Below are 12,919 nucleotides of genomic sequence, written 5' to 3' on the forward strand. Positions count from 1 at the left end.
CTCCTATTTAAGCGAACCTCTTTCTAATAGACATCTTCCTAACATACAGAGTCTCCGTAAGCTGTTCAAAACAGACTAAAAATTTACTTGTTATGTCATTAAAACTCTTACGTAATTGAAATTTGCCACTCGCGTAAACGAAGACCTGCAATCATGCTATTTTTCAGATCAATTCCTCTACAATTTCCTTCAACGTACTTACTTCACCCACATTTCCCGGGAAAATAATGTATGGCATTCCAGGGAATTTGCTTTCTTCGCCGGTCATCCATACCGGGATTCCCTTCTTCACCTGTCCCATAACACGGGCTTTCTTTACCCGAAGTGCTTTCGTTCCTACGTCAGATGAAGTGATTCCGCCTTTTGCAATGATAAATTTCGGCTTCACAGAAAGCTTTCCGATAATACTGGTCACTGCGTTGGAAATCTTTACAGAAATCTGCAGTTTCTCCTCCGGAGTCATATTCTCCGGCGCAAGAAGCTGTCTGCTTGTATAAATTACAACGGTTCTTCCAGACAGGATTTTCTCCTCTGCTGCCTTCACCGTTCTCTCTACCTCTTTCTCCAGACCATTTTCTTCGAATACGGTATTTACCTGAAATTCCATAAAATCAGCCTGTCCGTCCAGTTCTTTCAGACAGTTCAGCTGGTCTGTGGTCTTCTTTACATGGGAACCGATCAGAACGATTCCTCCGTTCTTCGTGTCACCCTCCAACTGCTCTCTTCCAAGAAGAGGCTGGTCAGAAATCCTTCCCATTACTTTGGTGAAAGCTGCTGCTGTTCTTGCCATGTAATGCTTTCCTTCTTTCATTGCAAGCACCAGTGCTGCGCAGAAAACTTTCAAATCTGCATAAGATACTGCATTGACGATAATTTTCGCCATATTCTGTGCGGACATCAGCTTCTCCTTGATTCCCTGCACATCCAGAGCATTCAGCTCGTCCAGGGAAATGGTGATACAGTCCTCTTTATGATACTTTCCTTCTGTTTTTTCCTCGACGTATTCCGTAAGATCCGAGGATTTGTAGCCGAAGGTTTTGTCCCTGGCAAATTCCGTCATACCGGCTGGAACCAGGTTGTCCTGCTCTTTTACATAATGGATATTGTCCATTGTGTAGCGGCCGCCTTCTGGAAAAAACGGGCAGATGATCTCACCGTCAACAGCTGTGCTCCCTGCAGAAGCTCCATTGTCTGCTGCCGTTTTCTCTGGTCCGGCTGTATTCCCGTCAGCCAGACCTTCCGCCAGAAGCTGTGTTTCCAACGGATAATGACCTCTTAAAGTGGAATCTCCACGGGAAATGATCATGAAATCCTGTCCCAGTTCCCCTGCCACCTTTGCAACACGTGCGGCAATATCCTGGTGTACCTTTGTGGTCTCTTCCACGGAAAAGCTGCGGGAATTGGTGAGGATAAAAAACATGGATTCTTTTTCCTCAAAGCCCTTGCGGATGGATTCTTCCTCCCAGTCCGTATAAACAGACACATCATGAACGGTCTGCACACCTGTAGGATCATCATCCAGCACTACTAATTTTTTATGAAAACCTTCCATTGCCTGGGAAAGAAGGGCTTCTGCTTTGTCGGCATCTGTTTTGCTTCTCTCCTCGACGGTATGGAAAGGAATTACTTTACATTCCATAATTTCTATAGCTCTCCATTCTATTCGTTCAAAGTATAATAAGAAATTGAGTGACATTTGCTATTCCACCGCCATCGGATTCTGCACGGCAGGATTTTTTACATTCATATCCCAGGTTGTGATAACTCAATTGTTACTGTTCACTCCGTTCACAGTAACACGCTTCGCGATGCACAGAAGGACGAACCTTCTTGTGACAAGCACAAGAAGTAGCGTTTGCTGCGCAAACTTAACTCTCGGGTTTTCTGTGAACTTTGTTCACAAAAAACACCTCGCGGAATGTTACCAGTGAACAGTAACACTCAATTTGTTATACGGTATATGCGACAGGGAACCAGATCCTCATTTCTCCATAATCACGGTTATCCCATGCATAATACGGAATCAGACGTACATGCTTTCTGCTCATGCCATGATATTTCAACGGCTGATAAAGCGCATTTCTGTCAAATTCAGAGCGGTCAATGGCATATTCCTCAGTTTCAAGAGCCATCATTCTTCTTCCCTGGATTTCAAACTCCACAGGAGTAAACTCTGCATTCAGATCCAGGTAAATATCATCCAGATCCGCCGCATGGGTATCCACACTCTCGCAGCAGTATACCAATGGGCCCCGCTCGATTGCAGCCTGTCCCACAGTTTCTTCCACCATATTGTTTGCAACAGTATAGCGAACCTTCATATCTAGGCTCAGCTGCACATCCATATTCTGAAGATCTTCCACCAGAATATCAAGGTAAGTTCCAGCATCGGCTTTCGTCAGTTCGCGGTCTGCACCAATGCCCTTAATGAAACCGCCTGCTGACCATCCCGGAACGCGCAGTCTTAAATGAACCGGAGCATTTACTTTCACATCTTTTGCTGTGAAACGGATTGTTCCGTCAAACGGATAATCTGTAGACTGCACAAGTGTAAATTCGCCACCGTTTTCCAGCTTCACCTGTGCCTCACTTGCACCGTACATACCAGTCCATACGCTGTTATCAGATGTCAGATATGCATATTCACTGGACTGTGCAATGGTTCTTGCCAGGTTTGGCGGACAGCAGTAGCTGAGAATATATTCGCTTCTGGTAAGAGGCCAGATCAGCTTATAGTCAAGCTCTTTGGCACGTCTTAACATATTTTCATAGAAGAATCTCTTACCATCCAGACTCAGTGCAGCCAGGTTGGTATTTAACATCATTCGTTCCAGAATATCAAAGTACTCTGCCTTTGGCTCCAGCTGGAACATGCGGTACGCCCAAAAAACACCGCCCAAAGATGCACAGGTCTCATTATATGCCGTGATATTCGGAAGCTGATATTCATAACCATAAGCCTGATGCACAAGCTGATGGTCAAAAAGTAACCATATGGAGAAGCACCATTATATAACGCTCCACATCCGCCTGTGATATAAAGCTTTTTATCCACAAGACTTCTCCATACCTTGTGGAGAACCTCCATATAATCCGGATCTTCCTCTTCCAGGCAAAGGTCAGCCACACCTGCATAGAGATAGTTTGCACGTACAGCATGTCCCAGAATCTTTTCGTGCTGCTTCAGCGGAATCTTATCCTGGTTATCATCCATACCATTTTTTACACTGTCGCGAAGAGCGATTGCCTGCTTCGCCAGCTTCAGATATCGTTTATCACCAGTAGTACGGTACATTTCCACAAGTCCCATATAATGAGACGGGCAGACGGCAGTCTGAACTTCTCCGGTGCGCTCTGCTTCTTCGTAAAGATGCTCCAGATAATCTGCGGTTTTTGCCGCTATTGTAAGGAAATTATTCTTTCCGGTAATTCTCTTGTGCACACACGCTGCTGTAAACATATGACCGAAGTTATAAACCTCAAAATCATTGATATCGCCCATTCTTGAGACTCCGTTCCCGGTTCTCTCACCGATAATCTGCTTTGTGGAAAGATAACCGTCAGGCTGCTGTGCTCTGCCGATCAGGTCTATATAATTCTCAATTTCTTCCTTCAGCAGCTGATTGTCTGTCTGGTAAGCAGTATAGATGGCAGACTCCATCCATTTATAGAAATCTCCGTCTCCAAAAACGGTTCCATCAAAATCTCCCTCTGCATCGCCAGCACAGATCTTAAAATTCTCTACTACATGACTGATATCTTTACTGTCAAACATATGTTTTAGCTGAGGCACCGTGCTATTGGCACAGGTGTCAAAGCGTTCCTTCCAAAGACCGCCTGTCCATTTTACTTTCATTCCATCCAGGGCATGGACCTTCGCGTATGGGGATCCGGTTGTATCTGTCAGCATGATTATTCTCCTTCTGTAATTTCATATTCTGTTTTAACGGACATGTCGCCCATCAGTGACATCACCATATAGGAAAGTCAGCAGTTCCGCAATATTCCATATAGTATTCTTTATAAGCCTTTCGCTTTCAATGCTGCAGCAAGTGCCTGCGCTCCAAAGCGCGGGCTGGAAAGTACCGGTTTGCCGATTTTCTCGTGGATTGCGTCCTCTGCATAAGCCATAGAGCCCTGTGCCAGAAGAATTACGTCTACCTGGTCTGCGATCTCAGCAGCTTTTCCGCAAAGAAGTGCCTTAAACTTATCTTGGTCTGCACCAAAAGCATCTACCAGGCCATCCACCAGTTCTACATGGCGATTCATCTCTCTTGCCACACGGGAAACTGTATTCTTAGTTGGTTCCAGGGTGGTAGGCAATGTAGCCAGAACGCCCACTCTCTTGCCAAGGCGGGCTGCCTCGCGGCACATCTCCTCATCAATACGGACAATCGGAATACCTGTATAACGGCCAATATCCTGAGCCGCATCTGCAACCTCGCCAACAGAAGAGCAGCAGTTCAAAACCGCATCTGCGCCGTCAGAAACAGCCTGCATATACATTCCTACAAGACGGGCTGCTGCGCCTGCTGTTACATATCCATGCTCTCTTACTTCTGCCAGAATAGACGGATCCTGATAATTCAGGATCTCCGGTGCATCGCCAAGATTTTTTTTGATTTCTTCATTTACACACTCAATCAGCTCTGGTGTGGTACTTGTATAAACAATTCCTAATTTCATTTCCTTGTTCTCCTTCTCTTAACCAATATAGAGCCTTTTCAAATACGCTCTGCGTTTTCACAAAGCTCCGGAAGCTTTCTCCCTGGCTCTGTATTTTCACTTGTGAATTTTGCCCTATTAAAGTATCAAAACCCACTCCATCCTTTTATAGTTTATACAAAAATTTTACGATTACAGGGCCTCCACCGTCAAGTCCAATTTCTTTATTTAGTGTCACATTTATTTAGCGAAGCAGCCACCATACAGACAAAAAGGGACGGCGTAGTTTCTAACCGCGCTGTCCCTCCTGCTTGTACCCTTAAATAAATTTATTTGTTTGTGATCACAGAAGCAACTGCTTTCTTCCATCCTGCATACTTCTGCTCACGTTTTTCCACTTCCATGTCCGGTTTATAGGACACGCGGTTTAATTTTCCAAAAATACTTTCATCCCAGACACCAAGCTGCAATCCTGCCGCATAGGCCGGTCCAATAGCGGAAAGCTCCTCGGAATCCGGAACCAGAACTCCGGCATCTGCAATATTGCTCTGGAACTGCATCAGATAGTCGTTTCGGGTCGGACCGCCATCTACGCGAAGCTCCTTCACCGGAACACCAGCATCCTCAGACATAGCCTGTACAACATCTGTAATCTGATAAGCAATACATTCAAGTGCCGCTCTTACAAACTCAGCCTTGCGGGTAGTACGGCTCATGCCTACAACAGAAGCTCTCGCCTCGCTGTCCCAGTAAGGAGCGCCAAGACCGCTGAATGCAGGAACCAGATACAGGCTGTCCTCCTGAATGGCTTCTTTCGCCAGTTTACCGGTTTCTCCAGGAGAAGAAATGATCTGAAGATCGTCCTTCAGCCAGGTAATCACAGCGCCTGTATAGTTCAGATTGCCTTCAAGCACATAGTTAACCTTGCCGCCGATTTTCCACGCAAGAGAAGTAACAACCCCATGAGTACTGAGAATCGGCTTCTCCCCAATATTCATCATAATAGAAGAACCGGTTCCATAAGTGGATTTGATCATACCAGGCTGCAAACATCCCTGTCCAAAAAGAGAGCCGTGGGAATCGCCCATTACGCCATGGATTGGAATCTTATGAGGAAGAAGTCCCTCGAAATCCGTTTCGCCGAAGCAGGCATCGGAATCCGTAACCTCTGCCATATTTGCCGGATCAATACCAAATAATCCGCAAATTTCTTCATCCCATTTCAGATCAAAAATATTGAAAAGCTGGGTTCTGGAAGCATTGGAATAATCTGTTCTGTATTCTTTGCCCCCTGTCAGCTTGTAAACCAGCCAGCTGTCAATAGTGCCATGGCAGATTTCATGACGCTCTGCCGCCGCTTTTGCGCCCTCTTCATTTTCCAGAAGCCATGCGATCTTGGAAGCCGGAAAATAAGGGGAAAGATTCATTCCTGTTTTTTGGCGGATCATCTCTGCTGCGCCAGCCTTTTCCACACGGGCACAGATATCCACGGCACGGGCGCACTGCCATACAACTGCATTTCCGTAAGGCTTACCGGTGACGCGGTTCCATGCAAGAGAAGTTTCACGCTGGTTACTGATTCCCAGCCCAACTACATATTCCTTCTCTACCCCCTCCAGAAGTTCTTTCACAACCTCCAGAACATTGCTGTAAATTTCCTCTGGGTCATGGGAAACCCAGCCCTTTTCATTGATGATCTGCCTGTGAGGGCGGTCAGTACGGCGCATAATGCTTCCTGTCTCATCGAAAAGGAGCGCCTTGGTACCCTGGGTACTCTGATCAATACTAATAATATATTTCGCCATGTTTACTATCCTCTTAAACTTTTATATTCTCTAAAATCAACATCGCTGTAGCTTAAATCTGTTTTGTAGCTAAATAATAAGCGTGCCTGACCGGATCTGCACTTTGCAGTCTGTCAGTCACGCTTAAATTTGTTTCTTATTTGATTTTTATTTCAGAGCTTCCACAGCCTTCTTCGCAATACCCTCTGCATTTAATCCATAGTAATCAAACACTTCCTGAGAGGTACCAGTGATAACCGGAGCATCCGGAAGAGCCATGTTCAGCACTTTCTTCGGGCAGTTAGCACCAACAACCTGTGCAACCATAGAACCCAGTCCACCAAATGGAGCGTGCTCTTCTACCGTGATCACTGCCTTTGCATTCTTGGCAGCTTTGATAACGCCTTCAGTGTCAAGAGGTTTCACGCAGTACATATCCAGTACAGTTGCGGAAATTCCCTGCTCCTCCAGTAACTTTGCTGCTGCAAATGCCGGACGAACCATCTCGCCGCAGGCAATGATTGCCACATCTGTTCCTTCTTTCAGAACAGTTGCCTTGTCCATTTCAAATGGGCAGTTATCTTCTGTATAAATATCCTCAACCGGATTTCTTCCAACACGGATATAAGATGGTTTCTCATCCTTCAACAGTGCCTCGATCAGATGCTTTGTCTGATGACGGTCACTTGGAAGGTAAACTCTCATATTCGGGATTGCGGACATAGCTGCGATATCCTGTGCAGAATGATGGCTCATTCCAAGTGCGCCGTAGCTGATGCCACCGCTGATACCGATAAGAGTAACATTTGTATTGGAGTATGCCACATCAACCTTGGCCTGCTCGTAGCTTCTTGTGGATAAGAAGCAGGCTGGTGAGCATGCAAATGGTTTCTTTCCACATTTTGCAAGACCTGCGGAAATACTTACCAGATTCTGCTCTGCAATACCGGTCTCAATAAACTGATCCGGGAAATTATCTGCAAATGGTGTCATGGAAGCGGATCCTCTGGAATCGCTGCAAAGCACCATAATATCTTTATCGTCTTTTGCCTTGTCCATCAGTACTTCACAGATGGCCTGTCTGTTTGGAATTTTATTCATGAAGAGCGGCCTCCTTTCTTGCTGCAAAATCCGCGATGATCTGATCATATTCTTCCTGAGTCGGAACCTTGTGATGCCAGTTTGCCTTGTTCTCCATTACGGAAGAGCCGCAGCCTTTTACAGTGTTGGCAATTACAGCTGTTGGTTTGCCTTTTACAGTTTTTGCTTCTTCAAAAGCAGCATTTAACTGGTCAATATCGTTTCCGTCTTTTACATCGATCACATGCCATCCGAAAGAACGGATACGCTCATGGAGATCGTCATGTCCCATAACGTCCTCTGTGTTTCCGGAAATCTGAAGACGGTTACGGTCGATTACTGCACAAAGGTTGTCCAATTTATACTGATGACCTGCCATGAAGCCCTCCCATACAGAACCCTCTGCCAGCTCACCGTCACCCATTACGGTGTAAACACGGTAATCTCTGTTGTCTTTTTTGCCTGCAAGAGCCATACCTACACATACCGGAAGTCCATGTCCCAGAGAACCGGAGTTCATCTCGATTCCAGGAAGCTTATTGTTCGGGTGTCCAATATATTTGGAGCCAAATTTTGAAAAGTGTGCCTTAATGTCTTCCAGATCCAGGAAGCCCTTTGCTGCAAGTACAGCGTAGTAAGCCTCTACAGAATGACCTTTGCTGAGTACGAAACGGTCGCGATCCGGATCATCCATGTTTTCCGGTGAAATGTTCATCTGACAGAAATACAGGCTCATCAGAGTATCGATCACACTCATGTCTCCGCCGATATGACCGCCCTTTCCGGCAACAATAATGTCTACAGTATCTTTTCTTAAATCAAAAGATTTTGCCTTTAAATTTTCCATTCTCATTCACCTCTTAAATATGCTTTCACATCTTCTTCAATAGGATCATATAAATCAGGAGTGATTCCCATGTATTTGCATGCCTCGTAAAGTACCGGAACTACATCTTTATGGATACCTACACAGTGATGGATGTATGGTCCTTCTACAATCTTGGCTTCCAGACGTTTGATGTTCTCAACCTCAACCCAGAGATAAGTTCCCATACCTTTCGGTCCGTCAACGCCTTTTGCTTTTCCAAGGAGCATGGAGTATTCTCCGTTATCACCGTCGAAACGTGCCAATGTCACTTCGCCATGCTTTGCTTCTGCTGTAATGCTTCCCGGATGGCTGAATGCCAGCGGATAAGTAAGCTTCGGTGTCTCTCTTGCAACAGAGATCGGCCATGGTCCACAGTGCTGAAGGAGCTCGCCGTTTTCAATGTCAGGATGGCGGATAGTCCAGTCTGCAAAGAAGCTTCTTGTGTCATCAAGTGCTGCTGCCTCAACAAGAAGAGCGGTAATTGCACCGTGAATATCTGTCTCACATACAACCGGAATTCCCTCTTCATTGAGAAGTGCGTTTGCTGCACATGGCATAATTCCGATTTCGCTCTGAAGCTGATTCCAGCACTGGATAGCAGCTGCCTGACAGCCGTATTTCTTAATAAGATTTCCCATAGCAACCTTCAGAGCTGCTACATTCTCAAGCTCGTTGTCTTTTACACAGATTTCCATGTTCTGTCGGCAGTACTCAACAACCTTTGCAACCTCTGTTCCTTCTGCTTTTGCTTTCTTCATCTCGTCTGTCAGCTCTGGCATTGGGATTGGGGTCAGCTGGATGTTGAATTTCTCAAGAAGTTCACCCTCGTTGCACATGGTGGACCAGAACTCATATGGTCTTGTGGAAATCTGAAGGATTCTCATGTTGCGGAAGGTTTTTACTACATTACAGACAGCCATGAAATCGCGAAGGCCACGCTCGAATACCGGATCATTCAGTCTGCAGTTTGTCATATATGTAAATGGAACGCGAAATCTTCTGAGGACTTTACCTGTTGCAAAAAGTCCGCACTGTGTATCACGAAGACGAACACCGTTCTCGTCTGGTCTCTCATCAAGAGGTCCCCACAGAAGAACCGGTACATTTAACTCTTTTGCAAGTCTTGCGCATTCAAACTCAGTTCCGAAATTGCAGTGTGGAAGGAAAAGTCCGTCGATTTTCTCTTTTTTGAATTTCTCTGCAATCTTAATGCGGCCAGCCTCGTCATAAAGAAGGCCCTCATCATTTACGTCTGTGATGTCTACAAAATCGATTCCTAATTCTTTTAATCTGTCTGCAGTAAGTCCACGATACTTAACTGCATCCGGTGCACTGAAAATACTTCGTCTGGTTGGCGCGTAGCCGATTTTGATCTTTGCCATTCTGGTATTCCTCCTTGTTTATATTTATTATTTTCTTTTGGTTTTTCTTAGCTGTAAAATCTTTTTCTTTATTACTTACCCAGATATTCTGTTTGCTTTTCTTTGTAGCTCTAGTATAGGTCTCTTTCAGCTTTATTCCAATAAAAAATAAAGTGTTTTTGACTTTATTTTCGCTTTATTTTTCGCAAATATATTGTTTATTTTTCAATTAAGAAGTACAATATATACAACAGAAAAAACTTCTGCCAAAGAAATATGAACAGTTTCCACAGAAAACCAACTTTCTGCCCTAAACAGCAGATACTTTACTAAATACCACTCCGGGAGGTGCCGCAAATGTCCATTACTGCTAAAGAACTGGCCAGAAAACTGAATCTTTCACAGACTGCCGTCTCCATGGCGCTGAATAATAAGCCCGGAGTCAGCACTGAAACCCGCCGGCTGGTGGTAGAAGCTGCGGAAAAATACGGCTACGACTTTACCAAACTTTCTCTAAAGAAAAATAAAGCCGGAAGCATTTACGCGGTAAGCTATCGTTCCCATAATGCCATCATGTCCTATTCTCCTATTTTTGATGCTATGGTGGAGGGTATGGAATCCGTAGTGCAAAAAGATAATTATAAACTGAAAGTAATCACATTTTATGAAAAGCGGGATAATCTGGAGCATTATCTGGGGGATTTAAGAACTACTGACTGCGTTGGAATTATTTTGTTTGGTACTGAAATGCGGGAAGAAATGGTCCGGCCTTTCCTGAAGCTTCCTTTTCCGGTGGTGATCCTAGACGCCTATTTTGAAAACCTTAACTGTAATTATGTTGTTCCCAATAACCGTCAGGGAGCTTATCTGGCTACCGATTATCTGATCAGCCGGAGAATGAAGCAGCCTGGATACCTGCAGTCTGCTTATCCTCTCCGCAACTTTTCAGAGCGCCTGGAGGGATTTTATCATGCTGTCCATGATAACGGAATGTCCCGTTCCCGCTGTATTATCCACCAGCTTTCTCCAACCATTGATGGAGCAATGGCAGATATGCTTGCAATTATTGACAGGGGAGATACTCTGGCAGACTGTTATTTTGCGGACAATGACCTGATTGCAATCGGAACCATCAAGGCCTTGCGTCTCAGAGGCTACAAGGTGCCGGAGCAGGTGGCAATTGTAGGCTTCGACAATATCTCTGAGGGACGCATTATCGACCCCTCCCTTACCAGTATCAGCATCCCTCGTCATTATATGGGACAGGTTGCCGCCAGAGAGCTTCTCTCTCAAATAAACGAACCCCGGCAGCATACCTGTAAAATTGAAGTTTCGGCAAATCTGGTGAAACGATTTTCAGTTTGACGTAAAAAAGGTATCGCAACCTTTCATTTCCGGTTGTGATACCTTTTTTATTACTTATTGCAGAAATATTTGATACTAAAATTCCTGTTTTTTCACTGTATTTATGATATATTTATCCACTTCGAAATTATTTTCGAAAATACCGTCTTTTATTGTGAAATTATCACAAATTTGCTTTTCAATTATAATATCCGTGCATTTTTTCATCTGAAAAAACCGGATTTTCTGCGCTCTTTTCGCCCAAAACAAATCACGATGCATACAGATCATGCAGCCTTATATTTTACCCAATTACACTGGTAAAATCTTTACGTTTATGGTATACTTATTTCATTATCTGCAGATAGCAATGTCAGAAATATAGTAACCTGACATCTTCTACCTTACACTAATAACCGGAGGGATATTTATATGGATGAAAAAATCATGAAATTTTTAAGGAAAAACAATATCCATATCAGTAATATCAAATATCTGCTCAGGCAGGAGAATAAGACCTGTATTTATATGACCGATGGACGAGTTGTGAAAACTTTTATCACAGTCAAAGATTTATATGAAATTCTTATACCTTATGATTATATTTCCATAAATAAGGGCACCGTGGTTTCCAGAGGACAGATTGATCATATTGAGAACTGCACCTATCATATGAAGGATGGCGTACGTCTGGAAGGACGTAAGCGTGGCGCGGCCACTCACAAATTTCTGAACAAATCTTTGCATCAGGATCCTGCCAAGACTTTATCTCCAAATATTCGTACGCGTTTTTCTGTATTAGATGATATGCCCATTGCTTTTTGTGTAATCGAACTGATTTTTAATAAAAACGGAACTGGAATTGACTTCGTTTTCCGCTATTGCAATAAAGAAATGCTTCTTCTGGAAGGCATGGATACTCTGGAAATACTTGACCAGTCTTTTTATCAGGCATTTCCCAACGGAGATAAGAAGCTCCTTGCCGCATATACAGATGTTGCCTTGAATGGCGGAAGCTGTCGTCTCAAGACTTACAGTGCCAGGATTCATCGTGAACTTATTATCAAATGTTTCCAGCCATTGGAAAACTTCTGCGCATGTATATTGATTCCTGCCTATGAAATAGAGAAATAAACATTTTCCAGATTTCCATATATACATGATATGAGAGTCAAAAGGTCTTTTGCCACTCATATTCTTATATTTATTGATAAAATATCGGGAGGGAAGCGACTATGCAAAATTCATTTCCTGACGAAAGATATTCTGTGGCGGATGAAGCCATCCTGGGTGCTTTTTTTAAACTTCTAAAGAAAAAAACTCCTGATCAGATCACAGTATCCGATATCACTAAGACAGCCGGTATCGCGAGAAGCACTTTTTATAATCATTATCAAGACATTCCCTCTCTTGTATCCGCTGTTGAGGAAAAGACGATCCAGGATGTTTTTTCTATAATGGAAAAATTTCATCCTGAAAATGACCGGGATATCTGTCAGTCCTATTTTCTGACACTTTGCCACTATACAATGGAAAATCCTTTCCTTTCCAGTCTTCTGAGCACCCCCCATGGGAATGATCTCTTTGAAAAAATGCTGACTATGCTTCATCACTATGTCACCGCTACTACCTCCAGTGCCAGACCCGGCAGACACACAAAAGAGGAAATATCTTATGTGATCACCTGTGCGATCGGCAGCACAATCGGTGTTCTTCACAAATGGACCCGGGATCATTTCGATCTTGCACCAGAAGTCATTGCAGAGATTCTGACTCAGGTTTTCCTGACTGGCATGCTGCCTCTTTTATCCTAACGT

At 44.0% G+C, this 12,919-nt stretch carries 11 protein-coding genes; 3 read left to right on the forward strand and 8 right to left on the reverse strand.

Features of this window, described 5'->3' with window-relative positions; genetic code table 11:
• Nucleotides 1-163: 163 nt before the first annotated feature.
• The 8 genes from DW904_RS00785 to DW904_RS00815 form a co-directional block, all read right to left on the reverse strand.
• Nucleotides 164-1,639 carry a four-carbon acid sugar kinase family protein gene (locus DW904_RS00785; protein WP_118577674.1) on the reverse strand — a complete coding sequence of 492 codons (1,476 nt, stop codon included), beginning with the start codon at nucleotides 1,637-1,639 and terminating at the stop codon, nucleotides 164-166.
• Between the two features lie 310 nt (nucleotides 1,640-1,949).
• The gene (locus tag DW904_RS23375; protein ID WP_243110253.1) at nucleotides 1,950-2,930 is read right to left on the reverse strand and encodes a beta-L-arabinofuranosidase domain-containing protein; all 981 of its coding nucleotides are present in this window, start codon (nucleotides 2,928-2,930) and stop codon (nucleotides 1,950-1,952) included.
• On the reverse strand, nucleotides 2,822-3,910 hold the full coding sequence (locus DW904_RS23380) for a beta-L-arabinofuranosidase domain-containing protein (protein ID WP_243110233.1): 1,089 nt from the start codon (nucleotides 3,908-3,910) through the stop codon (nucleotides 2,822-2,824). The genes DW904_RS23375 and DW904_RS23380 overlap by 109 nt, the downstream gene beginning before the upstream one ends.
• A gap of 110 nt (nucleotides 3,911-4,020) precedes the next feature.
• Complete coding sequence (locus tag DW904_RS00795) at nucleotides 4,021-4,686, reverse strand: aspartate/glutamate racemase family protein (RefSeq protein WP_118577675.1); 666 nt, start codon at nucleotides 4,684-4,686, stop codon at nucleotides 4,021-4,023.
• Nucleotides 4,687-4,994: 308 nt separating this feature from the next.
• A complete protein-coding gene (locus DW904_RS00800; RefSeq protein WP_118577676.1) occupies nucleotides 4,995-6,470 on the reverse strand; it encodes a glycerol kinase in 1,476 nt (491 codons plus the stop codon).
• A 147-nt stretch (nucleotides 6,471-6,617) separates the two neighbouring features.
• Nucleotides 6,618-7,550, reverse strand: coding sequence for a transketolase C-terminal domain-containing protein (locus DW904_RS00805; RefSeq protein WP_118577677.1), 933 nt, complete (start codon nucleotides 7,548-7,550; stop codon nucleotides 6,618-6,620).
• Entirely contained in the window at nucleotides 7,543-8,376 is an 834-nt protein-coding gene (locus tag DW904_RS00810) for a transketolase (RefSeq protein WP_118577678.1), read from the reverse strand. The genes DW904_RS00805 and DW904_RS00810 overlap by 8 nt, the downstream gene beginning before the upstream one ends.
• 2 nt (nucleotides 8,377-8,378) lie before the next feature.
• Nucleotides 8,379-9,779, reverse strand: a complete 1,401-nt coding sequence (locus tag DW904_RS00815; RefSeq protein WP_118577679.1) for an L-fucose/L-arabinose isomerase family protein — start codon at nucleotides 9,777-9,779, stop codon at nucleotides 8,379-8,381.
• A gap of 336 nt (nucleotides 9,780-10,115) precedes the next feature.
• On the opposite strand from DW904_RS00815, the gene DW904_RS00820 reads away from it, so the two are divergent.
• The 3 genes from DW904_RS00820 (at nucleotide 10,116) to DW904_RS00835 (ending at nucleotide 12,916) form a co-directional block, all read left to right on the forward strand.
• Nucleotides 10,116-11,123, forward strand: coding sequence for a LacI family DNA-binding transcriptional regulator (locus DW904_RS00820; RefSeq protein ID WP_118577680.1), 1,008 nt, complete (start codon nucleotides 10,116-10,118; stop codon nucleotides 11,121-11,123).
• A gap of 411 nt (nucleotides 11,124-11,534) precedes the next feature.
• Nucleotides 11,535-12,236: a hypothetical protein gene (locus DW904_RS00830; protein WP_118577682.1), complete on the forward strand. Its 702-nt coding sequence runs from the start codon at nucleotides 11,535-11,537 to the stop codon at nucleotides 12,234-12,236.
• A 101-nt stretch (nucleotides 12,237-12,337) separates the two neighbouring features.
• On the forward strand, nucleotides 12,338-12,916 hold the full coding sequence (locus tag DW904_RS00835; RefSeq protein ID WP_118577683.1) for a TetR/AcrR family transcriptional regulator: 579 nt from the start codon (nucleotides 12,338-12,340) through the stop codon (nucleotides 12,914-12,916).
• Nucleotides 12,917-12,919 lie beyond the last annotated feature (3 nt).

Source organism: Ruminococcus sp. AM42-11 (assembly GCF_003480145.1).
GTDB lineage: Bacteria > Bacillota > Clostridia > Lachnospirales > Lachnospiraceae > Blautia_A > Blautia_A faecis.

Excerpts from the sequence above, each read along its gene's own strand:
- DW904_RS00815 (WP_118577679.1), bottom strand. The coding sequence starts at position 9,779 with ATGGCAAAGATCAAAATCGGCTACGCGCCAACCAGACGAAGTATTTTC.
- DW904_RS00800 (WP_118577676.1), bottom strand. The coding sequence starts at position 6,470 with ATGGCGAAATATATTATTAGTATTGATCAGAGTACCCAGGGTACCAAG.
- DW904_RS00795 (WP_118577675.1), bottom strand. The coding sequence starts at position 4,686 with ATGAAATTAGGAATTGTTTATACAAGTACCACACCAGAGCTGATTGAG.
- DW904_RS23380 (WP_243110233.1), bottom strand. The coding sequence starts at position 3,910 with ATGCTGACAGATACAACCGGATCCCCATACGCGAAGGTCCATGCCCTG.
- DW904_RS00810 (WP_118577678.1), bottom strand. The coding sequence starts at position 8,376 with ATGGAAAATTTAAAGGCAAAATCTTTTGATTTAAGAAAAGATACTGTA.
- DW904_RS00820 (WP_118577680.1), top strand. The coding sequence starts at position 10,116 with ATGTCCATTACTGCTAAAGAACTGGCCAGAAAACTGAATCTTTCACAG.
- DW904_RS00805 (WP_118577677.1), bottom strand. The coding sequence starts at position 7,550 with ATGAATAAAATTCCAAACAGACAGGCCATCTGTGAAGTACTGATGGAC.
- DW904_RS00835 (WP_118577683.1), top strand. The coding sequence starts at position 12,338 with ATGCAAAATTCATTTCCTGACGAAAGATATTCTGTGGCGGATGAAGCC.
- DW904_RS00830 (WP_118577682.1), top strand. The coding sequence starts at position 11,535 with ATGGATGAAAAAATCATGAAATTTTTAAGGAAAAACAATATCCATATC.
- DW904_RS00785 (WP_118577674.1), bottom strand. The coding sequence starts at position 1,639 with ATGGAATGTAAAGTAATTCCTTTCCATACCGTCGAGGAGAGAAGCAAA.